Origin of the sequence: Acinetobacter sp. ASP199, assembly GCF_022700675.1 — a bacterium.
In the GTDB taxonomy this organism is placed as follows: Bacteria; Pseudomonadota; Gammaproteobacteria; order Pseudomonadales; family Moraxellaceae; genus Acinetobacter.
In genome coordinates, this window is record NZ_CP062182.1 from 260,053 (window position 1) to 285,779 (window position 25,727).

A 25,727-nucleotide genomic window follows, 5' to 3' on the forward strand; every position below is an offset into this window, starting at 1 on the left:
TTTTAATACCACTAAAAATTGCAGCATTTGTAAAGAGTGGTGGCCATATCGGCCAGCGTAATTCCTTCTGAGCCCGTTCTGCAGGCGGGCTTAGTTTACACTTTCCGAGGACTCCAGATGGCATACTCATATACCGAAAAGAAACGGATCCGTAAGAATTTTGGTAAATTGCCTAGCGTCATGGATGCTCCGTACTTGCTCGCGATTCAAGTCGACTCGTACAGAACATTCTTACAAGATGGCAAATCACCAAAAAACCGCGAAGATATCGGTCTCCAAGCCGCATTTCGTTCAGTTTTTCCTATTGAAAGTTATTCTGGCAATGCTGCTTTAGAATTTGTTGAGTATAGTCTTGGTAAGCCTGAGTTTGACGTACGCGAATGTATTCTTCGTGGCTCAACTTATGCAGCGCCAATGCGTGTGAAGATTCGTTTGATCCTGAAAGATCGTGAAACGAAATCAATCAAAGACGTACGTGAACAAGAAGTCTATATGGGCGAAATGCCATTGATGACGGATAACGGTACTTTCGTTATTAACGGTACCGAGCGTGTAATCGTATCTCAATTACACCGTTCACCAGGCGTATTCTTTGACCACGATAAAGGTAAAACTCACTCAAGTGGTAAAGTCCTTTATTCTGCGCGTATCATTCCTTACCGTGGTTCATGGTTAGACTTTGAATTCGATGCTAAAGACCTAGTTTACGTACGTATTGACCGTCGTCGTAAATTACTTGCGACTGTGGTACTTCGTGCCTTGGGTTATAACAACGAACAAATTCTGAACATGTTCTATGAGAAAGTGCCTGTATATCTTGATATGGGTAGCTATCAGATTGACCTTGTTCCAGAACGCCTGCGTGGCGAAATGGCACAATTTGATATTGCTGACAAAGATGGCAAGATCATTGTTGAACAAGGTAAACGTATTAACGCACGTCACGTACGTCAAATGGAAGCTTCAGGTCTTGAAAAACTTGCAGTGCCTGATGAATACCTGTACGAGCGTATCACAGCCGAAGACATCCAGCTCAAAGATGGCGATGTAATCGCAGCCAATACTGTATTAAGCCATGAAATCATGGTGAAAATTGCAGAAGGCGGCGTGAAGCAGTTTAACTTACTGTTCACAAATGACATCGACCGTGGTTCATTCATCGCAGATACATTACGTGCAGATACGACCACAGGTCGTGAAGAAGCACTTGTAGAAATCTACAAAGTAATGCGTCCAGGCGAGCCACCAACAAAGGAAGCTGCTGAAAACCTATTCAACAACCTGTTCTTCTCTTCTGAGCGTTATGACCTGTCTCCAGTCGGTCGTATGAAGTTTAACCGTCGTTTAGGTCGTCCTTACGAAGTAGGTACAGATCAGAAGTCACGTGAAGTTGAAGGTATTCTCTCGAACGACGATATCACTGATGTACTGAAAACATTAGTTGAAATTCGTAACGGTAAAGGTGAAGTCGACGATATCGACCACTTGGGTAACCGTCGTGTTCGTTCTGTGGGTGAAATGACTGAGAACCAATTCCGTGTAGGTCTGGTTCGTGTAGAACGTGCTGTTAAAGAACGTTTGTCTCAAGCTGAAACTGATAATCTGTCTCCGCAAGACCTGATCAATGCGAAGCCAGTGGCTGCTGCAATCAAAGAATTCTTTGGTTCAAGCCAGTTGTCTCAGTTCATGGACCAAAACAACCCGTTATCTGAAATTACCCACAAGCGTCGTGTATCAGCACTTGGTCCTGGTGGTTTGACACGTGAACGTGCGGGCTTCGAAGTCCGTGACGTACACCAAACTCACTACGGTCGTGTTTGTCCAATTGAAACGCCTGAAGGTCCAAACATTGGTTTGATCAACTCGCTTTCTGTTTATGCAAAATGTAACAACTTCGGTTTCCTGGAAACTCCGTATCGTAAAGTTGTTGATGGTCGTGTAACAGACGAAGTTGAATACCTGTCTGCAATCGAAGAAGTAGGTACTGTGATCGCACAGGCCGACTCTGCAGTCGATAAAGATGGTAACCTGACTGAAGAATTCGTATCTGTACGTCACCAAGGTGACTTCGTACGTATGCCACCAGAAAAAGTGACACATATGGATGTATCTGCTCAGCAGGTCGTATCTGTAGCTGCATCACTGATTCCGTTCCTTGAACACGATGACGCCAACCGTGCGTTGATGGGTTCAAACATGCAACGTCAGGCAGTTCCTACGTTAATCGCTGACAAACCACTGGTTGGTACCGGTATGGAAGCGAACGTAGCACATGACTCTGGTGTGTGTGTGATCGCGAAACGTGGTGGTCGTATTGAATATGTAGACGCTTCTCGTGTCGTGATTCGTGTCAACGAAGACGAAATGGTTGCGGGCGAAGCAGGTGTAGATATCTACAACCTGATCAAATACACACGTTCGAACCAAAACACTTGTATTAACCAAAAAGTGCTTGTAAGCCTTGGTGATCAAGTAGGTCGTGGCGACGTTCTTGCTGATGGTCCATCGACTGATGGCGGTGAGCTTGCACTTGGTCAAAACATGCGCGTTGCGTTCATGACGTGGAACGGTTACAACTACGAAGACTCGATCTTGTTATCTGAGCGTGTTCTTCAAGAAGACCGTTTAACGTCTATTCACATCCAGGAACTTTCATGTGTAGCACGTGATACTAAACTTGGTGCTGAAGAAATCACTGCGGATATTCCAAACGTAGGCGAAGCTGCACTGTCTAAACTTGACGAGTCAGGTATTGTTTACATTGGTGCTGAAGTAACAGCAGGTGACATCCTTGTTGGTAAAGTAACACCAAAAGGCGAAACACAGCTTACTCCAGAAGAAAAATTGCTTCGTGCAATCTTCGGTGAAAAAGCGGCTGACGTGAAAGACTCATCTTTACGTGTTCCATCGGGCACGAAAGGTACGGTTATTGACGTTCAAGTGTTTACACGTGACGGTCTTGAAAAAGACGAACGTGCTCAAGCAATTGAAAAAGCACAGCTTGATGCTTACCGTAAAGACTTGAAAGAAGAATACAAAATCTTCGAAGAAGCAGCACGTGAACGTATTGTTCGTTTGTTGAAAGGTCAAGAATCGAACGGTGGTGGTACAACTAAACGTGGTGACAAACTTAACGAAGAATTGTTATCTGGTTTAGAGCTTGTTGACTTACTTGATATTCAACCAAGTGATGAAGCAATTGCTGAACGTTTAACGCAAATTCAAGTATTCTTAAAAGAGAAGAGTCTTGAAATTGATGAGAAATTTGCAGAGAAAAAACGCAAACTTTCTACAGGTGACGAGCTTACAACTGGCGTATTGAAAGTTGTTAAGGTTTACCTTGCAGTTAAACGTCGTATCCAACCTGGTGATAAGATGGCGGGTCGTCACGGTAACAAGGGTGTTGTATCAAACATTCTACCTGTTGAAGACATGCCACACGATGCCAACGGTGTACCTGTAGACGTGGTTCTTAACCCGCTGGGCGTACCGTCACGTATGAATGTGGGTCAGATTCTTGAAACTCACTTGGGTATGGCTGCCAAAGGTCTTGGTGACAAGATCGATCAAATGTTGAAAGAACAACGTACTGTACTTGAGCTACGTGAATTCTTAGACAAGATTTACAACAAAGTGGGTGGCGAGCAAGAAGATCTTGATAGCTTAACTGACGAAGAAATCTTGGTACTTTCTGGTAACCTTCGTAAGGGTGTACCGCTAGCGACTCCTGTATTTGATGGTGCTGAAGAATCACAGATCAAAGAATTATTAGAGCTTGGTGGCATTTCACGTACTGGTCAAACCGTATTGTACGATGGCCGTACTGGTGAGCGTTTCGACCGTCCTGTAACTGTAGGTTACATGTACATGCTGAAACTGAACCACTTGGTTGACGACAAGATGCATGCGCGTTCTACTGGTTCTTACTCTCTAGTTACGCAACAGCCGCTTGGTGGTAAAGCACAATTCGGTGGTCAGCGTTTCGGTGAGATGGAGGTCTGGGCACTAGAAGCTTACGGTGCAGCATATACACTTCAAGAAATGCTTACTGTGAAGTCGGATGACGTTGAAGGTCGTACCCGTATCTATAAGAACATTGTAGATGGTAACCATTACATGGACCCAGGTATGCCTGAATCGTTCAACGTATTGACCAAAGAGATCCGTTCTTTAGGTATCAACATTGAACTGAAAAATGGTGACTAATTAATCCCCCCGGCCCCCTTTTTCAAAGGGGGAGTTCCCCTCTTTACTAAAGAGGGGTTAGGGGAGATTCCAAATTTCAGTTAAAAAACAATATTTGTGACCCAGTCGGGAAGTGAAAATCTCCTCGACACACGGAGAAAAAAATTGAAAGACTTGCTCGATATCATGCGCAAAAAGACGGATTCCGACGGTCATGCTCCAGTAGAGTTTGATCGCATCCGTATTGGTCTTGCGTCACCAGAAATGATTAAGTCGTGGTCTCATGGTGAAGTTAAAAAGCCAGAAACCATTAACTACCGTACGTTCAAACCAGAACGTGACGGTTTATTCTGTGCCAAAATCTTTGGTCCAGTAAAAGATTACGAATGCTTGTGTGGTAAATACAAGCGTATGAAATACAAAGGCGTCATTTGTGAAAAATGTGGCGTTGAAGTAACAACTGCGAAAGTTCGTCGTGAGCGTATGGGTCACATCGAATTGGCTTCTCCAGTGGCACACATCTGGTTCCTGAAATCACTTCCTAGCCGTATCGGTCTATTATTAGACATGACGCTACGTGATATCGAACGCGTATTGTATTTCGAATCTTACGTTGTAACAGATCCAGGTATGACTCCATTTGAGAAATACCAACTTCTTAACGACGAAGAATACTTCAATGCCTTAGAAGAACACGGTGACGAATTCACAGCGAAAATGGGTGCTGAAGCGGTTCAAGATTTGTTGAAAGACATCGATCTTGAAAACGAAATTTCACGCCTACGTGAAGAAATTCCAAACACAACTTCAGAAACGAAGCTTAAAAAAGCATCTAAACGTCTGAAATTAATGGAAGCGTTCAAAGAGTCGAACAACAAGCCAGAATGGATGGTGATGAATGTACTTCCAGTACTTCCACCAGATCTTCGTCCGCTTGTACCACTTGAAGGTGGTCGTTTCGCGACTTCTGATTTGAACGATCTTTACCGTCGTGTGATTAACCGTAACAACCGTTTGAAACGTCTTCTTGACCTTGCAGCGCCAGACATCATCGTACGTAACGAAAAACGTATGTTACAAGAGTCTGTAGATGCGTTGCTTGATAACGGTCGTCGTGGTCGTGCAATTACCGGTTCGAACAAACGTCCTCTTAAATCTTTGGCAGACATGATCAAAGGTAAACAAGGTCGTTTCCGTCAAAACTTACTTGGTAAGCGTGTTGACTACTCTGGTCGTTCGGTAATTACTGTAGGTCCAAACCTTCGTTTACACCAATGTGGTCTTCCGAAGAAAATGGCACTTGAACTATTCAAGCCATTCATTTTCGCGAAATTACAAGCATCTGGCCAAGCAACAACCATTAAAGCTGCGAAGAAAATGGTTGAACGCGAGACTCCAGAAGTTTGGGACGTACTTGCATCTGTGATCCGTCAGCATCCAGTGATGTTGAACCGTGCGCCAACACTTCACCGTCTAGGTCTTCAAGCATTTGAACCGATTCTGATTGAAGGTAAAGCGATCCGTCTTCACCCGTTAGTTTGTGCGGCATTTAACGCCGACTTCGACGGTGACCAAATGGCGGTACACGTTCCATTAACACTCGAAGCTCAGTTAGAAGCTCGTGCGTTAATGATGTCAACCAACAACATCTTGTCTCCAGCGAACGGTGAGCCAATCATCGTACCGTCTCAGGACGTTGTCTTGGGCTTGTATTACATCACACGTGATGCAATCAATGCCAAAGGTGAAGGCATGGTGTTCGCGGATACTCACGAAGTAAACCGTGCACTTGCAACTGGTCAGGTTGATCTACACGCTCGCGTTAAAGCACGTGTACACCAAACTGTGATTGATGAAGATGGCAACCGTCGTCAAGAAACAATCATTGTTGATACAACGCCTGGTCGCTGTCTGCTTTGGGAAGTTGTTCCTGAAGGTATGGACTTCCAGCAAATTAACGTTGAGATGACCAAAAAGAACATCTCTAAGTTAATCAACTCTTGCTACCGTAAACTGGGTTTGAAAGATACTGTTATCTTCGCTGACCAGTTGATGTACCTCGGCTTCCGTCAAGCGACTCGCTCAGGTGTATCTGTTGGTATGGAAGACATGCTGATTCCACCAAACAAACAGGCGATTATTGGTAAAGCGGAAGCTGAAGTTCGTGAAATCGAACAACAGTTCGAACAAGGCTTCGTAACTGCCGGCGAACGTTATAACAAAGTTGTCGATATCTGGGCTCGTACCAACGACCAGGTAGCGAAAGCGATGATGGACAACTTGTCTTATACCACTGTTAAAAACAAACAGGGTGAAGATGAGAAACAGAAATCATTCAACAGCATCTACATGATGTCTGACTCTGGTGCCCGTGGTTCCGCAGCTCAGATTCGTCAGTTGGCTGGTATGCGTGGTCTGATGGCGAAACCGGATGGTTCGATCATTGAAACGCCAATTAAAGCGAACTTCCGTGAAGGTCTGACAGTACTTCAGTACTTCATTTCAACACACGGTGCGCGTAAAGGTTTGGCCGATACAGCACTGAAAACTGCGAACTCTGGTTACCTCACTCGTCGTCTGGTAGACGTTGCGCAAGACTTGGTAATTACTGAGCCAGATTGTGGTACTTACGACGGTCTTGTGATGACTCCGTTCATTCAAGGCGGTGACGTGATCGAGAACCTGGGTACGCGAGTACTGGGTCGTGTGGTTGCTGAAGACGTTAAGAAAGTGGGTACGGACGAAGTTCTTCTTCCACGTAACACGTTAATTGACGAGAAACTTGCAACGTTTATTGAAAACGCTGGTATTGACGAAATCAAAGTACGTTCAGTTGTAAACTGTGCTTCTACTTTCGGTGTATGTGCGAAATGTTACGGTCGTGACCTGGCACGTGGTCATCAAGTGAATCCTGGTGAATCTGTGGGTGTAATGGCTGCTCAATCAATTGGTGAGCCAGGTACACAGTTAACCATGCGTACGTTCCACGTCGGTGGTGCTGCGAGCCGAACTTCTGCTGCAAACAGCATCCAGGTTCGTAACAAAGGTACTGTACGTTTCCACAATGTGAAAACTGTACAACACGCGAAAGGTCACTTGGTATCAACATCTCGTTCAGGCGAGATCGGTATTGCTGATGATCTAGGTCGTGAGCGCGAACGTTACAAGATCCCTTACGGTGCGTCTATCTTGCTGAAAGATGGCGAAGCTGTAGAAGCGGGCGGTATCGTGGCGACTTGGGATCCGCATACACATCCACTGGTAACAGAAGTAGCTGGTAAAGTTCGCTTCAGCCAGATCGCTGATGGCGTAACTGCAACATCGAAAACTGATGATGCAACGGGTATGACCACTGTTGAAATCTTGCCAGTGACTTCACGTCCTGCGTCAGGTAAAGATTTGCGTCCTGCTGTTGTGCTTGACACAGTAGATGGCGGCGAACAGTTCTACTTCCTGCCACAAAACACCATTCTTTCTGTCCGTGATGGCGAAACAATTGGTGTGGGTGATGTAATCGGTCGTGTACCACAAGAATCTTCACGTACTCGTGATATTACCGGTGGTCTGCCGCGTGTAGCTGACTTGTTCGAAGCACGTAAACCGAAAGAGCATGCGATCCTTGCAGAAGTGTCTGGTATCGTAAGCTTCGGTAAAGAGACTAAAGGTAAGAACCGTTTGGTGATTACTCCGGATGATGGTTCAGAGATCTACGAAGAGCTAATTCCGAAATGGCGTACCATTAACGTGTTCGAAGGCGAACATGTGAACCGTGGTGAAACGATTTCTGATGGTCCACAGAACCCGCATGACATCTTACGTCTGAAAGGTGAAGTGGCGTTGACGAACTACATCGTGAACGAAGTTCAGGACGTTTACCGTCTGCAAGGTGTAAAAATCAACGACAAGCACATTGAAGTCATCGTACGTCAAATGTTGCGTAAAGTTGAAATCACGGATGGTGGTGATTCTAGCTTCATCAAAGGCGAACAAGTGGATTACATCCGCGTTGCTCAAGAGAACCAAGCATTGCTTGCTCAGAACAAGTTCCCTGCGAAGTTTGAACGTCAATTGATGGGTATTACCAAAGCATCGCTTTCTACTGACTCGTTCATCTCTGCTGCATCGTTCCAGGAAACAACGCGTGTGTTAACTGAAGCTGCTGTAACAGGTAAAGAAGATGATCTACGCGGTCTGAAAGAAAACGTAGTTGTAGGTCGTCTGATCCCAGCGGGTACAGGTCTGGCTTACCATTTGGAGCGTCGTCGTCAAGAAGCAGAAGCTGCAGAATTTGAACTGCACAATGACTTCTCTGATGTAGACCAAGCGCTTAGCCAAGCATTTAATGATGAGTTTAACGGTCTTTAATTAGATTGAGTTAAACGAGAAAAAGCCACCTTCGGGTGGCTTTTTTTATTGCAAGATGTATTCAATTCAGCGCTTTTAAACAATGATTTGAAATCACACCCTAAAATATGCAAGTATTCTTTAGGAAAACATAAACTTAATTAGGAACAATAAGATGAAAACTTTAGCAATCTCAGCTGTACTCCTTCTAGCACTTGGTCTAACTGCGTGTTCTAAAGATCAGGCAGAAAATACAGCAGCAGTAGACAATACCTCTGTTGATGAAACAGAAGTCGTGGTCGATCCAGCGGCGGCAAATGAAGAAGTTCAGCCTTTGGATGCGGCACCAGTAGAAACCGATGAAGTTGCAGCATCAGAAGCTGTTGCTCAGTAAAGTAGACCAGCTTTAGATTTATTTAGGCACTGACCGTGAATACAGATCCATCCATACAGATGATCTGTAGTACAAGCACTACTTGTTCAGATCAGTGCTTATTTTTTATTGAGGGGAAAGAATGCGTTCTATAAGTAAAAAATTAGCGGTTACAACATTATTCGTAGTCTCAACTGTTTCATTTGCAGCACCTATGCCAAATTCCATTATGGTTGAAGATAAAGCGGTGGTTCCTGTCTTAAAAACTGAAGTGCTGCGCCGGGTAGAAGGACAGAAACCCGTACGTCACGTCGAAGCCACCATTCTGGAAATCACCAATAAAGGTAAGGATATTGTCGCTAAAGAGGTGGTATTTGATGACACGCTCGGACAATTCTCAGATAAAAGGCTGTCAATTCCAGTGATTCAGAAGGGTGGTGTGATTGTTCCAACTTCTAAAATTGAATTGAATACGACATTGAAGCAGGATGGTGAAATCATCCAGCAAACCAGAACTATTGATGCTGAAGGTGTTGAGTTTAAAAAAGACCAAGTAGAACCTTTAAAACGAACTCTAAAGTTACAGCAAAATACAGGGGCTGATAAAGCCAGAATCACGCATACCGTGATGACGGAAGATGGTGCAACCACTCGTGATTTACTGATGGTAGATACTGTGGAATAAGCTTAAAAAGATCCACTTTCATGTGCTATTTACAAAATAGCGTAGGGGAGTTTCAAGATTTAACATCTTGTTATAAATTGCTCCTTAAATTCCGGTTACTCTTAATTCATAAGACAGAGGAATCGAACAGGGAGCTGGATCATGAAAAAGTTAATCGGCGTAATAGCTGCGGTGACAGTTTCAACCTTTATGTTAGCAGGTTGTGAAAACATGTCTGCCCGTGATCAACGTGTGGGTGCTGCAGCATTAGGTGGTGCAGTCGGTGGCGGTGTTGGTAATAGTGTCGGCGGTGGCTGGGGCTCTGCTATTGGCGGTGGTGCCGGTGCAGCTGTCGGAAGTAAAAGCCAAGGTGGCTCTAACCGTAATGCAACCTACAGTGGTGTAGGGGGCGCTGTTGGCTCAGCCGTTGGTAAGAGTATTTTTGGTGGTAATGCCGGTGCAGCAATCGGTGGCGCCATTGGTGGTGGTGCAGGTGCAGCGATCGAGCAACGACGTTAATCACAGCACCGTCTGGTATTCATAAATAAAAGCGCCTGTACTGGCGCTTTTATTTTGTTGATGCAATTTCTATTTATCTTTAAAGAGAGCCTTAGGTTTCTTACGACGGATGTATACGGTCTTTTTTACTTCTGCAATACGCACACCTGAATCGTCATAAATATCGACCTGATAGTTGCGATAGACAGGTGCATGATCAGCCGCCAGATCCATAATAGTTTTTACTTCTTCAGCATCAATGCGTATGTTTGCATATACGGTTCCGCGGCCTGGAGAAAGGAATTGGATGGTCGCTTCTTTATCCCAGACAATATATTTGGGTCCCAGATGATGCATCAGAAGCAGCATGTAAAAGGGATCGACCATGGAATACAGGCTACCACCAAAATGTACGCCGACAATATTCTGGTTTTTACGAGTCAGTGGCATTTTCACGCGAATGTGATAATTGGCATAATCCAGTTCATCAATTTCGATACCCGCTCCACGATAGGGTGCATAGCGGTTTAAGATAAATTTGGTGATCAGAGGCAGGCTTTGAATTTTACGTAATAGGCTCATACTGACATTCTTTTTTCTTGTATAGCTATGCATACTAGAACAACAAAATTATGATGGCATTGATAAAACATGCCGAGTTATAAAATAAACGGTCAATAACAATAAGGGAAGGCCAGATGGAAGCACAAACTCAATGGGTGGCAACCAGTGATCAGCAGCGTCTTGCAGTAAGAACCTTTGGTGATATCACCAAGCCGGCTTTGGTGTTGGTGCATGGTTATCCAGATCATCAGGAGGTCTGGAAAAATGTAATTGTCTATCTGCCGGATTATTTTATTGTCACTTATGATGTACGTGGTGCAGGGGATTCATCTATTCCTAAATATATCCGTGATTATCGTCTGCAGCGTCTAAGTATGGATCTGGAGGAAGTGGTCAATACCATCCTTCCTGGACAATCTTTTCATTTGGCAGCACATGACTGGGGTTCGATCCAGTCCTGGGAATCGGTGACTGATCCAAGATTCGAGGGCCGTATTCTCTCCTTTACCACGATATCAGGTCCCTGTCTGGATCATGCCGTCTTCTGGATGCGGAATCAGTTCAAGCAGAACAGATCAAGATTTTTTAAACAATTAAGCAAGTCTTGGTATATCGCTATGTTTCAGTTGCCTTGGCTGGCACCAACTGCATGGAATTTTTTCAATCCTGAGCGCTGGGGCAGAATTATTCAGGAACTGGAAGGCAAGGAAGGACTGCCATTGAACCAGAATATTGTTAAAGATGGAAAATATGGTGTTGGTCTATATCGGGCCAATTTTATCCCAAGATTGCTCCAGCCTCGTGAACGCTATGCCATCTGTCCAGTACAGGCCATTGTGTTAAAGCGGGATAATTTTGTCAGTCCACAGCTGGTCGATGAAATGCCAAAATGGGTGCAAACTTTCTCTAGAGTTGAGCTAGATGCCAACCACTGGGCAATCTTAAGCCAGCCAAAACTCATTGCAGACTCTATCCGTGAGTTTACTCAACAGCATGCTTAATTCAGTCATAAAGATGGATTCGGACTGGTGAAAATGTAGGGGAATTTTTATTCGCATTTTCTGATAAAATACCTTCCTTTCTCTGATTCCCAATTCATTATGTTTGCGATTCTTGCTGCTGTCGGAGTCATGTTTGGACTCGCTCTGGCACGCGTACCCGTAGTATTTGCCCTGATTATTGGTGCTGTTGTTGGTGGTTTGCTGGCAGGCCTAGGCCTGCAGGGAACTTTAGATGCATTTAATAATGGCTTAGGTGGTGGCGCTAAAATTGCCTTAGCCTACGGTATTTTAGGTGCATTTGCTTTAGCTTTGGCACGTTCAGGCCTGCCTGATCTCTTGGCTTATAAGATGATTAGTGCCTTAAAAGGTGAAGCTGATCTTAAAGCACAAAATCGTGTTAAATATGTGATTTTTTCAACTGTTGCAATTGCAGCGGTCTTCTCCCAAAACGTGATTCCTGTGCATATCGCGTTTATACCTGTGTTGATTCCGCCTTTATTGATCGTATTTAACCATTTGCAGTTAGACCGCCGTCTGGTGGCTTGTTTGCTTACGTTTGGTCTGGTTGCCACCTATATGCTGGTTCCGGTTGGTTTTGGTGCGATCTTCCTGAATGATATTCTGGGTCAGAACATCAATAACTTTGGTAAAGCTTATGGCTTTCAGATTAGCTATGACCAGATTCCAGGGGCGATGGCAATTCCGGTATTTGGTATGTTTATCGGTTTGCTGGTCGCAATCTTTATCAGCTATCGTAAACCACGTCTTTATAAAGACATTCACGTTGAACAACAGCAAAGTATTTCTGCTGAGTTAGGTGTGGAACAGCAGGCAGGTCGACCTCAAATCGCTCAGTTCACCATTTGGATGGCAGTGATTGCAGTTGTAGCAACGCTGGCTGTGCAGCTGTATTCAGATTCTATGATTCTTGCAGGTCTGGTGGGTGTGGCAATTCTGAGCTGTGCCGGAATCTTTAAGTGGAAAGAAGCAGATGATGTAATCATTACCGGTATGCGTATGATGGCACTGGTTGGCTTCATCATGATCGCTGCCCAAGGTTTTGCATCTGTGATCGAAGCGACCAATCAGGTTCCTGCATTGGTTCAGGCCTCTGTAGAATGGATTGGTCAAAGTAAGGCGCTTGCAGCCTTCCTGATGCTATTGATTGGTCTGCTGGTAACTCTGGGCATCGGTTCATCATTCTCTACGGTGCCAATTCTAGCCATCATTTATGTACCATTATGCATTCAGTTTGGCTTCAGTCCTGAAGCAACGATTGCGATTATTGGTACCGCAGCAGCACTGGGTGATGCAGGTTCGCCAGCATCAGATTCTACGCTTGGTCCAACGTCTGGCCTGAATATGGATGGTCAACATGACCATATGAAGGACAGTGTGATTCCAACTTTTATCCACTACAACATTCCATTGCTGATTTTTGGCTGGATCGCAGCAATAGTGCTTTAAAATGTGTGACTTTTCATGCATTTTGATTGAGTTAATGTCTATTAATTCCGACTTATTTTCTTGGAATAAATAATGATTAAATCAGATTAACATGGTTGGTATTTTAAACCAACCATGTTGGTCAGATTAAAATAAATATACATTAATAACAAATACTTAAATAATACTTATAATTTGATTTTATAATATCTATTGCATATTAATTTTAACCATGTTTATTATTAATTAAGATATATTTTTCTTAATAATTATTCTTCCCGTGGGGTATTAAAAATGTTAAAGCAAGTTGCTCTAATTGCATTAATGGGTCTTTCGGCATCTGCGATGGCAGGCCAATGGCAAGTGAAGGTAGGTGGCTCAATTGTTTCTCCTACTGGTGACTATCAGCTTGGCCCAGATGCTGAGCTAAAAGCTGCAGATGAATTAGCATTTACACCATCTGTTGAATATTTCTTTAATGACAATATCTCTGCTGAATTATTGTTGGCTACACCAATTAATCACGATGTTGAATTGAATGGTACAGATGTTGTACGTATTAAACACTTACCGCCAACGCTGACAGCAAAATACCACTTTAAAAACTCAACTGGCTTTACTCCATATATTGGGGTAGGTGGTACAGCATTTGTGGCTTGGGATGAGCGTACAAAAGGCCTAGATGATACTGATGTTAAAGTTAAAGAAGATTTTGGTTTTGCAGGTCAGATTGGTTTTAATTTCCAGCCAGCAGATGCCAAAAACTGGGGTGTATTCCTTGATGCACGTTATGCACAAATTAGCCCTGAGGTTACTTTGAGTGGAGATGTAGCAGCTAAGTTTGACCTTGATATTGATCCAATGATTTACACTCTCGGCTATAGCTACAAATTCTAAGTTTTAGAATTATCCAAAAGCCCTATCTACAGATAGGGCTTTTTTTTGAAAAATAACAACGATTTATAACGTGATTAAATTGAGCAGATTCGCCCTGTTCAAATATATTGAATTGAATAAAGTTAAAGATAGTTTGAATACAAAAAAGAGAATAGGAAGATCAAGAATGAAGTGGTTGCTTAGAAGTGGATTGATCTTCGTTGTGGTCTGGATGACCCAAAGTCATGCAGCAAGTTTTGACTGTCAAAAGGCCCAGTCACAGACGGAAAAAGCGATTTGCCAGCATCGTGTACTCAATGATGCCGATGTCAAAATGGCTACCAGCTACAATATTATCCGTCATCTTGTACCTATGGGTACGCGCTCGGTCATTCAGCGGGATCAGGTCAAGTGGTTACAGTTTCGTGATCAGTGTCAGGAGTCTGTTGACTGTCTGATGCAGGTGTATAAAATGCGCCAGCAGCAGATTGACTTGCAATTTGATCGGGTTTACCGTCAGGGACCATTTTGAATGATTAAATTTTTTGCATGAAAATCATTAGATACTATTGAAAATTAAACAACTCACTCCATTCATATAGGCATCAGCTTAAGTCTGTTTCCAATAATGAAAGGAGTGAAGAATGAGCGAGTCAAACGCACAAAAGCATAGTTTCCAGGCCGAGGTAGCGCAATTACTGCACCTCGTGACACATTCGCTATACTCAAACCCTGAAATTTTCCTGCGTGAATTGATTTCAAATGCTTCAGATGCATGCGACAAGTTACGCTTTGAAGGGATCAATCATCCTGAATATTATGAAAATGAACCTGACCTGCGTGTTCGGGTCAGCCTCGATCAAAACAATAAAACCATTACTATTTCTGATAATGGCATTGGCTTAAGCCAGCAAGAAGCTATTGATAATCTGGGGACGATTGCCAAATCAGGCACTAAAGACTTTATGTCGAAACTGACCGGGGATCAAAAAGCTGATGCCCAGTTGATTGGTCAGTTTGGTGTCGGTTTCTATTCAGGCTTTATTGTCGCTGACAAGATCACTGTAGAGTCCCGTCGTGCAGGTGCGGACAAGTCTGAAGGCGTACGCTGGATCAGTGGGGGTACAGGTGATTTCGAAGTTGAACAGATCACTAAAGACGGCCGTGGTACGGACATTATCCTGCATTTGCGTGAAGATGCTCTGGATTATCTGCAAAGCTATAAAGTGAAGCAGATTATTAATAAATATTCTGACCATATCAGCTTGCCAATCCAGATGCAGAAAGAAGTCTGGCAGGAAGAAGAAGCAGCAGAAGGTGAAGAGCCAAAAGGCGGCCAATATGTGAAGACTGATGAGTGGGAAGCAATCAACTCTGCCAGTGCTTTATGGACTCGTAACAAGTCTGAGATTACTGAAGAACAGTATGTCGAGTTTTATAAGAACCTGACGCATGACTTTGCGGCACCACTAGCTTGGGCCCATAACCGTGTGGAAGGTAGCACTGAATACACCCAACTGCTTTATGTACCGAGCAAGGCTCCACAGGATATTTTCACCCGTGATGCCAAAGCAGGGATCAAGCTGTATGTGAAACGTGTCTTTATTATGGATGATGCGGATAACCTGATTCCAAACTATCTGCGCTTTGTACAAGGTGTGGTGGATAGTGCAGATTTACCATTAAATGTAAGTCGCGAATTACTACAGGAAAGCCGTGATGTCAAAACGATTCGTGAAGGCAATACCCGTCGTATCCTGACCATGCTGGATAATCTGGCCAAGTCTGAAGATGAAAAAGATCAGGAAAACTTCAAAACTTTCTACCGTGAATTTGGTGCTGTGCTGAAAGAAGGTTTGGGGGAAGATTTTAGTAACCGTGAACGTATCCTGAAATTACTGCGTTATGCGACATCAAGCAATGATGAAATCATCACTTCATTGGCAGACTATAAAGCACGCATGAAGGAAGGCCAAAAGGCAATTTATTATGTCACCGCTGACAGTCTGAATGCAGCGAAAAATTCCCCTCAGCTAGAAGTCTTCAAGAAAAAAGGCATTGAAGTGCTACTGATGTCTGAGCGTGTAGATGAATGGGCAATGAACTTCGTACATGAGTTTGATGGTACGCCGTTGCAAAACGTGTCTAAAGGCGCAGTAGATCTTGGTGATCTGCAAGATGCTGAAGAGAAGAAAGCACTTGAAGCAGCTGCTGAGCAGTTCAAGCCGGTAGTCGATAAACTCACGGATTCATTGAAGGATAAAACCAAAGAAGTGCGTGTAACAACACGTCTGGTGGATTCACCAGCCTGTTTGGTGACTGGAGAAGGAGAGTTATCACCTCAACTGATCCGTATGCTGAAAGATGCGGGCCAGCCAGTACCGGATATGAAACCGATTTTAGAGATCAATCCTGAACATCCATTGGTGAAAAAACTCGAAGGTTCTACACAGTTTGATGATCTGGCCAATGTTATTTTTGATCAGGCAGTGATTGCTGAAGGTGGTTTACCAGAGAATCCGGCCGAATATGTAAAGCGTATTAACAGTCTGTTATTAGCTTAAATTTTAAACTTGAAAAACCCTTCTACTAGAAGGGTTTTTTTATGATTATTTACTGGAAGTTTTTGATGATAAAGGAGGTGTGATCTGAAGCATCCATCATCAAGATAAAAAAATACAGTAAAGTGTTTCATCAAATAAAAAGATAATATTGTATTAAATAATCAATAGTAGTAATTATTAAATTAATGGAGATATAAATCATAAAATCAGTAATCGTCATGAGTCTGTTAACAGCCTTACTGATCTCCATGGGCCAGCTTACAATGGCGAACCAGCGCTGAAAAAAATGGTGCGTACTGATCGTATAATTTTTTAATAAGACTATGAAAATTAAAATTTATAGGTTGATCGTGTACAGCGGAACAATTATATAGCCTTTCATCAAGCCAGCTTGGCAAACTGAACGTATCATGCGTACGACCGTATTGTGTTTAGGAAGATTTAATGAATGAAAGCTTTACTGGTTTTAAAAGCCCATCTTTTATGGGCTTTTTGCATATATAGCACTATTGATTTTAGAAGATGGCCTCCAGACGGACTGCGGCACCTAGGTAATGACTCCGATCCTCACGATGGTCATTTAAATAATTGACATCAGTCTGCACAAAGAACCATTCACGAAGAAAAGGCTGACGCCAAGAGGTATAGGGTCCCCAAGTATTCAGGCGTAGATCTTTGTCATTCATATAACCCCCAGTATAGAGGCCGTAACTGAAGCGGTGAGCATTAAAGAACTGGTGCTGTCGAAAGCTGTAATTATTCCAGCGTAAATCATCATCCTGTTCATCTGCATAGATCAGGCTGAACTGGTTGGAGAGAAAAGGTTGATTAGGGCGCGCATGGATTAATTCCAGGTTGGTTCGCAGATAGTTTTCACTATCAATCCCGTAACGATAGATCTGTTCGGCATGGAAGGAGAAGTCGTTATGTAGTGCCCAATCTCGACTTGCTTTTACACGGACATAGATATCATCGCCAGAACGAACCCCCAGATCCAGATCAGTTTCAAAAGGAAGTTTTTTAGAAAGTTCCGACCAGCGCAATGCGAGAGAGCTGTTATTTTCTCGTGTCCGGCTACGGTCCAGCCGTCTGTCAGGCGCATTGCCTGGATTCTCATTGGTGATCGCAACATTGTCATTCAGTTCATTATCGAGGCTGTCATCACCAAAAACTACACTAAGTTTACGTTCTAAGGTAGGAAGCTTGATTCGGCCACGAATCCGGGGCTTAACTTCATATTCATCATATTTGTTCCAGCTATTATCCACGATCACTCTGAGTGTGGCACGTGCCGGTTCATTTTCATCTGGCTCACCAAACCAGTGATCAATTTTATTTGCAGTACGGTTCGTCCAGTGACGAACTCCTTTTTGCCTTCGATCGACCCAACTACTGTCTTCAGTCTCATTAATGCTGGGGACAATGGCTTCACTAGACTGCTCCGGTAGAAACGTTGGAGTGCTATCTATGAGTCGCGGAATATAGTCAAGGAAGCTAAAGCCTTTGGAAGGTTCCGCTTCCTGATGATCGGCCTCGGCTGTTTGACTTGTATCAGACGATTGTTCAAGCCCGGCCCAAAGTATTGGACTAACACTTGGTAAAGTAATCAGTAGGAGAGATGCGGACAAAATCCTGCTTTTTTTCATAGGGCTATTCTTGCTCTTTTTCTTTATATTTCAAGAATAAGTTTGCAGAATTGCATCTCATAAAAGCAACCATAGCTACAAAATTACATCAATTTTTCTAAAGCCTTATCCAGGATGCTTGCATAAAGTTCTGCTACCGCAACAGGCGCTTTAACATCCAGTAGGATCTGGTGAATCAGTTGCCAGTTAATTTGCTGATCACGTTTCAGAATCAAACACGGGTACATCTGTTCTGTAGCGGAAAGCTTGAGACGTTGTTCCCCATGAATCACACGCAATTTTTGACGTTCCTGTAGTAACAGAAGAGGAGTATTAAAGTTGGCTGGCTGCTCATCAAATAGAATGAATTTTTTGGTTGTAATCTGATGCAGAGGAATAAATGGGAAATAATCCTCTTGTTGCCATATCAATTGAGCTTGCTCGGAATAAGTTTGATAGAGTGAATCAAGCTGCAAAAATTTAGTACCTAATTCAACAGCGCTAATCGTTTTAATCGCGGCAATACGATAATTCTGTTGCTGTCCCCAGAACTGCATTAATTGTATGGCTTGCTGCCATTCACTTATTCCTAATAGCATGCAATAGTGGCTAAAGCGTCCCATGCTATCGATTTGCTCAGCCAGATAAACTGGTTGAGAGGACCAGTCAATATGTTCCTGATAATGCCAAGCCATTTTGAGATGTTGTACGGATGACTCAGAATCTAGGCTTAATTCAAAAAGATAATGATTACGCGCCTCAGCAAAGCTGAAGTCAGAAACCTGAAATAATAAATCCTGGAATTCTAGAGTAGCTGGAATATCGGGTACTGCGACGTTTTCCTCATTCTCTACTTGGTGTTTCTCTGGCTCTGAATGGTTTAAATTTAATTGTGCCGGAGACCCTATTGTCTGAAGCTCAGTTGCGGATTTCTGTTGAATTGTTAAAACTTGAGTATTCGCCCAAATCTCATGTTTGGAGATATAAGTATTTATAGACGGTGCAGGAAGCTTTTCTTCAACCATGTCTAAAGATAATGGGGGCGCAGTAGCTTGTAATTCATGATCGCTTTTCAAACAGGAAGAAAGCTGTTGCTGGTGTAACAGCCAGCTAAAGCTCTGCTCTATATCAAGGTTCCACTCACTGATCAATGTAGTACGTTGCGGTGCCGGAATCAGCCAGATTTGCCAGCCACGTTTAGGGTCATATAAGAAAGCCCAGCCGGAAACAGGGTGAGCATACAGGGCTTCATTCAGAAGACCTTCAGTGAAAAAGAAACCACGGAAGCTATGATAGTAATGAGTTTCTCGAGCAAATTCTTGTGCAGCAATTTCAGGTTGAATACGGGTTTTGAATGCCAGCAGCTGTTTCTTAAAAATAGGCTCATTGCACTGCTGGAAAATTTCGTGCACACGCTTTTTAGAGCGGGCTACTTCATATAAGCTGAGACTCTGATGATCCAGATCATGTCCTAATTCATGCAGTTCTTTAATCAGACGTACTTTTTCAAGAGCATTCATTATCGTTATCTATTATAAATATTTAAGTGCTTTGTCCAGGCTTTTGGCCAGAATAATATTAGCAGCCAGTTCAATCAGTTTATATTCAGTCGAGTTAGGGTCGGTATAGCATTCGGCCATCTGCAACAGATGATCAATCGAAATCGCCTGCGGCGAAATTTTACCTTGTACTAAAGCCTGCAATTCATTCATAGCAAAACTTGTTGCATATAAAAAATGATCATTTTTTGATTATATGGAGGAAAAATATAAAAATGTTATTTTTTATCAATTATTTTCTAGAAATATAGCGCGATAAAATTTGGAATAGTGTTAAAGATCACATAGATCGATAATTAATCAAAATATTGAGGTCATTGAAATAAGATTAAATATAAATTTAATCTTTTTCTCTGATGTGCTCCTACACAAATAAAAAATAGGCTGAATATTTCAGCCTGTTTTTAAGAAAGAAACTAAAAAATTTAGGCTTCTTTTACAGTTTCAGCGTTATCCGCTGCAACAGTTTCAACTGCAGCAGCTTTTTTTGCTGGAAAGTCAGGTGTGTAGACAATCTGCGCAGTAGCTGTTACTGAAAGAGCCATTACAGTTGCAGCCAAAACAAATTTAATTGCGTTCATAATATGACCTTTATAAGTTGATGTTCAATAAATTGAACTGGGAGAAAATAAAACCTTATTTGTGTGAAAATGATATCAAAGCGGTATTATTAAAAAATGATTGATTCGGCAATTTCTAAAAAATAATAAAAATTTATTTATAAAAAACAATAAATTAGAACTTTTACTCTAATTCTTGCAGAGCTTATTCTTCTTAGGGTTTATTTAAAGCAAGAATTCAAATGAGAATAAAATTTCTAGATGAAAAAATTAAAAGGTTAGGCAATGCTTGCTAGGCTGAAGTGAAAAACAGTATTGTAAAACGCATGTAAGGATTTGCTATTTGATGTTTAAGGAACTCTTTCTCAAGATTTAAATCCACTATGATGACGCTTCACTCACAATAAAAAGAGAGTTTCATCATGGCGATCGCAAAGGTGGTTGAAGTTAATTCAAGCAGCAATAAGAGCTTTGAGGATGCGATTCAGACTGGAATTGCAAAGGTCACAGAAACCGTTAAGAATGTTCAGGGTGCCTGGATTAATGAACAAAAAGTTGTCATCAAAGACAATAAAATTACTGAATACAGGGTCAATCTTAAAATCAGTTTTCTGGTCGAATAAATATAGAACAAAAAAATCCCCATTTCAAATGGGGATTTTTTATGTGTCTTATATTATTCAGATTTAGGTAGCTCACATTGATCATCAGTACACTGTTCTGCAGCAGCCTGCGCTGGCTCTAGGGCTTTTTCTAGGACTTGTACGAATACTTCCTTAGGTTGGGCACCGGCCAAGGCAATACGCTGGTCGAATACGAAGAACGGCACACCTGTTACTTTCAATTGGTCGCGTGCAACTTCCTGATCGAATTTAACAAAATCTGCATATTCTTCTGAATTCAATACGTCATCGACTTCAACTGGATTCAGTCCTATACGAGCTGCTACATCTTCCAAGGTTTCACGCTCACCAATAGCTAGACCTTGGGTCATATAACTATAGAAGAATGCTTCCTCGGCTTCGTTACCTAAGCCTTTGCTTTGAGCAAGATGAATAATCCGGTGAGCATTAAAGGTATTGCCTGAGTTGGCACCTTCCCAGTTAAACTCGATACCTTCTGCCTTGGCCATCTCGGCAATATTGCGTTGCATCTCTTCGACTTCAGGCACAGTGCGACCATATTTCTGCGCAAGTCGTTCAGAATTAGAAATTTCCTGACGTATTGGTGCTTCCGGGTCAAGCTGGAAGCTATGCCAGTGAACTTCAAGTTCTACACCTGCCTGTTCTGCAGCAGCTTCTAAACGTTTTTTACCGATATAACAAAAAGGGCAGACCACATCTGACCAGATATCTACGCGCATGAAACTTCCTAAATATTTCTGTTAAGAGAAGTATGAGGGCATATAGCCAGAATTTAAAGGCTGAATAGGCTGAAAGAATCACGTAGAAGATTGCAGAATTGAAAATTAAAAAAATTCTTTATTATCGAATTGGGCGTTGATTCTTCGCCTGAATATTCATGTTTTTTGTGAAATAGTTCAATGAATATGATATATGTGTTGAAAATGCTTCATAAAATAATGATAAGAGGTTGATATTATTATAAATAAAAATGCTATTTTGATAGTACGAAAATTTGGGAGGCAGTGCTATGAATAGGGCTTGTATGCTTACATTCACTATATTAATGGCAGGGACTCAGCCTCCAGCAATTGCAAGTTTTTTTGATTCATCTGGTTTTGAACATTTGGATGATGATTTGCTTGCGCTGGTGTCAGGACAGGATCGTTCATTTCAAACAAAAGCAGATTTATATCGGGCTGATAGGATGCAAAGGATGACTCCGCAGAGTTTTCCAGTGGCTGCACAGAATAATCAAGAGAGTTTGAAATTATTTAATAGTGTATTTCAGCTTAATGAAAAAGGACAACTTAGCCTACAGATTCAACAGGATCTGGTTTCAATCAAGGTGATTGAATGCTCTTTAAGTATTAACGGACTATCAGATCTGGGAAATTCTTTGACTGAGCAAATCAAATTTCATTAATAGATCATCATAAAAAAAAACGCCCCGAAGGGCGTTTTTTTATAAGTTCAATTATGCAGATTTAGCTTCTTTTGCAGAGGCTAACATCGAACCAGTTTCTTCAAAGTTTGCATGCCAGCTTAACGCTTCATTTAGAAGGTGAGGTGTCTGACCGCCGCGTACACATGCACGATCAAAGTAGTCATTTAATGCATCTTTGTACATTGGGTGTACACAGTTGTCGATGATGGCACGAGCACGCTCACGCGGTGCTAAACCACGAAGGTCAGCTAGACCTTGTTCAGTTACAAGAACGTCTACGTCATGGCCAGTATGGTCAACGTGAGATGCCATTGGAACGACAGATGAGATGTCGCCGCCTTTAGCAATTGACTTGGTTACGAAGATCGCAATGTGCGCATTACGTGCGAAGTCACCTGAACCACCAATACCGTTCATCATTTTGCTACCACATACGTGAGTAGAGTTCACGTTACCGTAGATATCAAACTCAAGCGCAGTGTTGATACCGATGATACCTAAACGACGGACCAGTTCAGGATGGTTAGAGATTTCTTGTGGACGTAATACAAGTTTGTCTTTGTATTGCTCAAGATTATTAAATACTTTCTCGCCATATTTCGCAGAAAGCGTAATTGATGAACCAGAAGCAAATTTCATTTTGCCTGCATCGATCAATTCAAAAGTACAGTCTTGCAGTACTTCTGAGTACATGATCAGGTCTTCAAAATTAGATTCTTTCAGACCAGTCAATACGGCATTTGCAATCGAACCGATACCTGCCTGAAGTGGGCCTAAGTTTTTCGGTAAACGTTCTGCTGCTACTTCTTTTTCGAAGAAAGCAATCAGGTGGTTGGCAATAGATTGAGTCTCATCATCCGGAGCTGTTACTGTAGATGGAGAATCGTGGTATTCACCATTAAATACGATACCAACAATTTTCGCTGGATCGATGTTGATGGCATGTGTACCGATACGCTCATCCACTTTAGTCAATGGAATCGCTTGACGTGTTGGACGATAAGTCGGGATATAGATGTCGTGTAAGCCTTCAAAAGCTGGGCTTAAGTTGGTATTGATTTCTACAATCACTTTTTCTGCAAAAATTGCAAAGCTTGCAGAGTTACCAACTGAAGTTGTAGGAATAATGCCGCCGTCTTCAGTAATCGCAACAGCTTCAATCACTGCTACATCTGGTTTTTTCAGCTGCTGGTTACGCATCTGTTCAACAGTTTCAGACAAATGCTGATCGATGAACATGACTTCACCCTTGTTGATTGCTTTACGCAGGGTGCTGTCCACCTGGAATGGCAAACGACGTGCCAATACACCAGCTTCTGTTAATTGCTTGTCCAGGTCATTCCCTAGAGAAGCACCAGTAATTAGAGTAATCTTTAATGGGTTCGCTTTTGCCTGCTGTACCAGAGCCAGTGGGACCGCTTTTGCTTCACCTGCACGAGTGAAGCCACTCATACCTACAGTCATGCCATCTTCGATGAACTGAGCGGCCTGTTCTGCGCTCATTACCTTATTGTGTAGGGATGCTAAACGGATACGGTCTAAAGACATTTGAACTCTCTTAAATTCCTGAATACTGATACGGATTGTACCGATCAAAAAAAGTATTTTGCATAGGTGTTAGGCTAAGGTCTAATTTTTTATCCAAATAGTGGTATAAAAATATATGATGATTTTTAAGCTATTGAATAATATATAATTCATATAAATAAGGAATTAAATCCTAAAAATTAAATGTTTAAATATTAATCTATTCTTAAAAGTGACCCGTAATAGTTTGTCGGATTTTGTCTAGAGTGGTCGGGGGTGCAGTTTGTTCCGGTTCTGCATGATGAATTGGTAGGGAAATCATGGCTTCCAATCCTCCTTCAGGTCGATTATGAATGTATAGTTCACCAGCATGAATATCGACAATCCGTTTTACAATGGCGAGTCCCAAGCCGCTACCCTGAACAGTACGAGCGGAATTACCTCGTACAAAAGGCTGCATGAGATCTTCAATTTGATCCTCTGGAATGCCTTCACCATGATCGGCAACTTTAATGAATAACTGATCCTGTTCAATCTGGGCAGAGAGTTCAACTGGCTCTGCACCATAGCGTTTTGAGTTATTGATCAAGTTACCAATCAATCGTTTAAGCGACATACTACGGGCTTGAATCAGTGGTAATTCCTGAGGTGTAAAACGAATATCCAGAGGCTTAAACTGGGTAACCAGTTCCTGGAGTAGCGCATTGACATTGGTTTCTTGTGGCTCCTCATCGGAACCATCCCGCATGAAGGAAATAAACTGATTCAGGATGGCATCCATATCCTCGACATCATAAATCAGACCTTCTTTGAGGAAATCCTCATCTGGCATCATCTCGGCACTCAGACGGATGCGGGTCAGAGGCGTTCGTAAATCATGGGAAATACCCGCAAGCATAATCCGGCGTTCACGCTCGGTCTGTTCTAGGGTATAAATCATATGATTAAAGGCATGGTTCACTTGACGGATTTCAAGCGGACCATGATTGGTATCTAAGTAGGGTGCAGAACCAGTTTCGCTATAGCTGTTTGCAGCTTCCTGTAAGCGGCGAAGAGGACGATTCAGCTGACGGACTAAAGTCAAAATAATAATGCCCGCAATCAGTGGCGTACCGAGTAACCAGGCAAAGATCAGTTCAGGACTGTAATTGGCATACGTTTTTAAGGGTTCACGAACCCAATGACCATTCATTTCAGGCGTTTGAATCCAGATCTGTGGACTAGGCTTAAACTGGAAATACACTGTTGCCCGATCTATGCGAAGTTCTTTCGCCAGCTTTTCCTCAATTTTGCTGGTAAAAAATTCGGCAATCACCTTTTCACGAATATTGGGATATTGTTTAGGGTCGGTAATGTACTCAATCCCGATACGGTTTTTTAGATAGGTATCAATATCGACTTCCTGGTCATGGTGAAACATGCGCAGGTCTGGATTATTTAGAATCTCAAGTTCTACGGCAAGATAACGCGCGTGTTGCTGAATTTCTGGCAAATAAAGCGTTCGCCAGAAAAACCAGATCGACATAACCAGGCTGAACAGGACCACAAAGACCACAAGTACCGCGGTTCGCATCGCAGCAGAACGTGGTTTGATTTTGTCGAGAAAACGTTCCATGCGGGTACGCTTTTTCTCTGAGTAGCGGACAAAATCGGTAAATTCTTGTGGGTCGATGGGGTCGAGTTTCACACCAGCATCCTGTAGGCGCATTTGAAGTGAGCAGTATTTTTCTTGGCGGAGTCTTACTGCGTGTACCTTCGATGAAAGGAGTTCGTTATGTTACTTTTTTAAAAAAGTAACCAAAAACTTTGCCATTCGCTGAACTCGCAAATTTCCATGCAAACCGGTAATGCAGGTTTGACTCAGACAGCAG

At 42.5% G+C, this 25,727-nt stretch carries 20 protein-coding genes; 12 read left to right on the forward strand and 8 right to left on the reverse strand.

The genetic code is table 11. The annotated features are described in order from the left end of the window. Nucleotides 1–117: 117 nt before the first annotated feature. The 5 genes from rpoB to IHE35_RS01300 all read left to right on the forward strand — a co-directional run bounded on the left by rpoB (nucleotide 118) and on the right by IHE35_RS01300 (nucleotide 10,085). On the forward strand, nucleotides 118–4,206 hold the full coding sequence (rpoB, locus tag IHE35_RS01280; protein ID WP_242788649.1) for a DNA-directed RNA polymerase subunit beta: 4,089 nt from the start codon (nucleotides 118–120) through the stop codon (nucleotides 4,204–4,206). 144 nt (nucleotides 4,207–4,350) lie between these two features. Further along, nucleotides 4,351–8,550: a DNA-directed RNA polymerase subunit beta' gene (rpoC, locus tag IHE35_RS01285; RefSeq protein WP_242788650.1), complete on the forward strand. Its 4,200-nt coding sequence runs from the start codon at nucleotides 4,351–4,353 to the stop codon at nucleotides 8,548–8,550. A gap of 154 nt (nucleotides 8,551–8,704) precedes the next feature. Continuing rightward, nucleotides 8,705–8,923: a hypothetical protein gene (locus IHE35_RS01290; RefSeq protein ID WP_242788652.1), complete on the forward strand. Its 219-nt coding sequence runs from the start codon at nucleotides 8,705–8,707 to the stop codon at nucleotides 8,921–8,923. A 193-nt stretch (nucleotides 8,924–9,116) separates the two neighbouring features. Continuing rightward, a complete protein-coding gene (locus IHE35_RS01295; RefSeq protein ID WP_242788653.1) occupies nucleotides 9,117–9,587 on the forward strand; it encodes a hypothetical protein in 471 nt (156 codons plus the stop codon). 141 nt (nucleotides 9,588–9,728) lie between these two features. Then, entirely contained in the window at nucleotides 9,729–10,085 is a 357-nt protein-coding gene (locus tag IHE35_RS01300; RefSeq protein WP_242788654.1) for a DNA transfer protein p32, read from the forward strand. A 69-nt stretch (nucleotides 10,086–10,154) separates the two neighbouring features. On the opposite strand, the gene IHE35_RS01305 is transcribed toward IHE35_RS01300, so the two are convergent. Then, nucleotides 10,155–10,646 carry a DUF4442 domain-containing protein gene (locus IHE35_RS01305; protein ID WP_242788655.1) on the reverse strand — a complete coding sequence of 164 codons (492 nt, stop codon included), beginning with the start codon at nucleotides 10,644–10,646 and terminating at the stop codon, nucleotides 10,155–10,157. A gap of 116 nt (nucleotides 10,647–10,762) precedes the next feature. Here IHE35_RS01305 and IHE35_RS01310 point away from each other — a divergent pair, with 116 nt between their 5' ends. The 5 genes from IHE35_RS01310 (at nucleotide 10,763) to htpG (ending at nucleotide 16,515) form a co-directional block, all read left to right on the forward strand. Next, nucleotides 10,763–11,629 carry an alpha/beta fold hydrolase gene (locus tag IHE35_RS01310; RefSeq protein WP_242788656.1) on the forward strand — a complete coding sequence of 289 codons (867 nt, stop codon included), beginning with the start codon at nucleotides 10,763–10,765 and terminating at the stop codon, nucleotides 11,627–11,629. Between the two features lie 99 nt (nucleotides 11,630–11,728). Further along, entirely contained in the window at nucleotides 11,729–13,096 is a 1,368-nt protein-coding gene (locus tag IHE35_RS01315; protein WP_242788657.1) for a Na+/H+ antiporter NhaC family protein, read from the forward strand. A 273-nt stretch (nucleotides 13,097–13,369) separates the two neighbouring features. Next, nucleotides 13,370–13,972 carry an OmpW family outer membrane protein gene (locus IHE35_RS01320; protein ID WP_242788663.1) on the forward strand — a complete coding sequence of 201 codons (603 nt, stop codon included), beginning with the start codon at nucleotides 13,370–13,372 and terminating at the stop codon, nucleotides 13,970–13,972. A gap of 166 nt (nucleotides 13,973–14,138) precedes the next feature. Further along, nucleotides 14,139–14,483: a lysozyme inhibitor LprI family protein gene (locus IHE35_RS01325; protein WP_242788668.1), complete on the forward strand. Its 345-nt coding sequence runs from the start codon at nucleotides 14,139–14,141 to the stop codon at nucleotides 14,481–14,483. Between the two features lie 112 nt (nucleotides 14,484–14,595). Further along, the gene (gene htpG / locus IHE35_RS01330) at nucleotides 14,596–16,515 is read left to right on the forward strand and encodes a molecular chaperone HtpG (RefSeq protein WP_242788673.1); all 1,920 of its coding nucleotides are present in this window, start codon (nucleotides 14,596–14,598) and stop codon (nucleotides 16,513–16,515) included. 515 nt (nucleotides 16,516–17,030) lie between these two features. Here htpG and IHE35_RS01335 read toward each other — a convergent pair. The 4 genes from IHE35_RS01335 to IHE35_RS01350 form a co-directional block, all read right to left on the reverse strand. Then, nucleotides 17,031–18,161 (reverse strand): hypothetical protein, encoded by a 1,131-nt coding sequence (locus IHE35_RS01335; protein WP_242788675.1) that lies wholly within the window; start codon nucleotides 18,159–18,161, stop codon nucleotides 17,031–17,033. 83 nt (nucleotides 18,162–18,244) lie between these two features. Next, complete coding sequence (locus IHE35_RS01340) at nucleotides 18,245–19,660, reverse strand: hypothetical protein (protein WP_242788676.1); 1,416 nt, start codon at nucleotides 19,658–19,660, stop codon at nucleotides 18,245–18,247. A 12-nt stretch (nucleotides 19,661–19,672) separates the two neighbouring features. Then, a complete protein-coding gene (locus tag IHE35_RS01345; protein ID WP_242788678.1) occupies nucleotides 19,673–19,852 on the reverse strand; it encodes a hypothetical protein in 180 nt (59 codons plus the stop codon). A 272-nt stretch (nucleotides 19,853–20,124) separates the two neighbouring features. Then, a complete protein-coding gene (locus IHE35_RS01350; RefSeq protein WP_242788680.1) occupies nucleotides 20,125–20,280 on the reverse strand; it encodes a hypothetical protein in 156 nt (51 codons plus the stop codon). A 401-nt stretch (nucleotides 20,281–20,681) separates the two neighbouring features. On the opposite strand from IHE35_RS01350, the gene IHE35_RS01355 reads away from it, so the two are divergent. Then, the gene (locus IHE35_RS01355) at nucleotides 20,682–20,882 is read left to right on the forward strand and encodes a dodecin family protein (protein WP_004813529.1); all 201 of its coding nucleotides are present in this window, start codon (nucleotides 20,682–20,684) and stop codon (nucleotides 20,880–20,882) included. A gap of 53 nt (nucleotides 20,883–20,935) precedes the next feature. On the opposite strand, the gene IHE35_RS01360 is transcribed toward IHE35_RS01355, so the two are convergent. Further along, nucleotides 20,936–21,622 carry a DsbA family oxidoreductase gene (locus tag IHE35_RS01360; protein ID WP_242788682.1) on the reverse strand — a complete coding sequence of 229 codons (687 nt, stop codon included), beginning with the start codon at nucleotides 21,620–21,622 and terminating at the stop codon, nucleotides 20,936–20,938. A gap of 305 nt (nucleotides 21,623–21,927) precedes the next feature. On the opposite strand from IHE35_RS01360, the gene IHE35_RS01365 reads away from it, so the two are divergent. Beyond that, nucleotides 21,928–22,308 (forward strand): hypothetical protein, encoded by a 381-nt coding sequence (locus IHE35_RS01365; RefSeq protein ID WP_242788683.1) that lies wholly within the window; start codon nucleotides 21,928–21,930, stop codon nucleotides 22,306–22,308. A 51-nt stretch (nucleotides 22,309–22,359) separates the two neighbouring features. Here the strand turns inward: IHE35_RS01365 and IHE35_RS01370 are convergent, their stop codons facing one another. Together IHE35_RS01370 and IHE35_RS01375 are read right to left on the reverse strand one after the other, a co-directional pair. After that, complete coding sequence (locus IHE35_RS01370; RefSeq protein ID WP_242788684.1) at nucleotides 22,360–23,877, reverse strand: acetyl-CoA hydrolase/transferase family protein; 1,518 nt, start codon at nucleotides 23,875–23,877, stop codon at nucleotides 22,360–22,362. Nucleotides 23,878–24,082: 205 nt separating this feature from the next. Continuing rightward, entirely contained in the window at nucleotides 24,083–25,543 is a 1,461-nt protein-coding gene (locus IHE35_RS01375; RefSeq protein ID WP_242788685.1) for an ATP-binding protein, read from the reverse strand. Between the last annotated feature and the right edge of the window lie 184 nt (nucleotides 25,544–25,727).

Coding starts and splice junctions, on each gene's coding strand:
- IHE35_RS01290 (WP_242788652.1), top strand. CDS start 8,705: ATGAAAACTTTAGCAATCTCAGCTGTACTCCTTCTAGCACTTGGTCTA.
- IHE35_RS01325 (WP_242788668.1), top strand. CDS start 14,139: ATGAAGTGGTTGCTTAGAAGTGGATTGATCTTCGTTGTGGTCTGGATG.
- IHE35_RS01315 (WP_242788657.1), top strand. CDS start 11,729: ATGTTTGCGATTCTTGCTGCTGTCGGAGTCATGTTTGGACTCGCTCTG.
- IHE35_RS01305 (WP_242788655.1), bottom strand. CDS start 10,646: ATGAGCCTATTACGTAAAATTCAAAGCCTGCCTCTGATCACCAAATTT.
- IHE35_RS01370 (WP_242788684.1), bottom strand. CDS start 23,877: ATGTCTTTAGACCGTATCCGTTTAGCATCCCTACACAATAAGGTAATG.
- IHE35_RS01335 (WP_242788675.1), bottom strand. CDS start 18,161: ATGAAAAAAAGCAGGATTTTGTCCGCATCTCTCCTACTGATTACTTTA.
- IHE35_RS01340 (WP_242788676.1), bottom strand. CDS start 19,660: ATGAATGCTCTTGAAAAAGTACGTCTGATTAAAGAACTGCATGAATTA.
- IHE35_RS01345 (WP_242788678.1), bottom strand. CDS start 19,852: ATGAATGAATTGCAGGCTTTAGTACAAGGTAAAATTTCGCCGCAGGCG.
- IHE35_RS01295 (WP_242788653.1), top strand. CDS start 9,117: ATGCCAAATTCCATTATGGTTGAAGATAAAGCGGTGGTTCCTGTCTTA.
- IHE35_RS01350 (WP_242788680.1), bottom strand. CDS start 20,280: ATGAACGCAATTAAATTTGTTTTGGCTGCAACTGTAATGGCTCTTTCA.
- IHE35_RS01310 (WP_242788656.1), top strand. CDS start 10,763: ATGGAAGCACAAACTCAATGGGTGGCAACCAGTGATCAGCAGCGTCTT.
- rpoB (WP_242788649.1), top strand. CDS start 118: ATGGCATACTCATATACCGAAAAGAAACGGATCCGTAAGAATTTTGGT.
- IHE35_RS01365 (WP_242788683.1), top strand. CDS start 21,928: ATGCTTACATTCACTATATTAATGGCAGGGACTCAGCCTCCAGCAATT.
- IHE35_RS01300 (WP_242788654.1), top strand. CDS start 9,729: ATGAAAAAGTTAATCGGCGTAATAGCTGCGGTGACAGTTTCAACCTTT.
- IHE35_RS01320 (WP_242788663.1), top strand. CDS start 13,370: ATGTTAAAGCAAGTTGCTCTAATTGCATTAATGGGTCTTTCGGCATCT.
- htpG (WP_242788673.1), top strand. CDS start 14,596: ATGAGCGAGTCAAACGCACAAAAGCATAGTTTCCAGGCCGAGGTAGCG.
- IHE35_RS01360 (WP_242788682.1), bottom strand. CDS start 21,622: ATGCGCGTAGATATCTGGTCAGATGTGGTCTGCCCTTTTTGTTATATC.
- IHE35_RS01355 (WP_004813529.1), top strand. CDS start 20,682: ATGGCGATCGCAAAGGTGGTTGAAGTTAATTCAAGCAGCAATAAGAGC.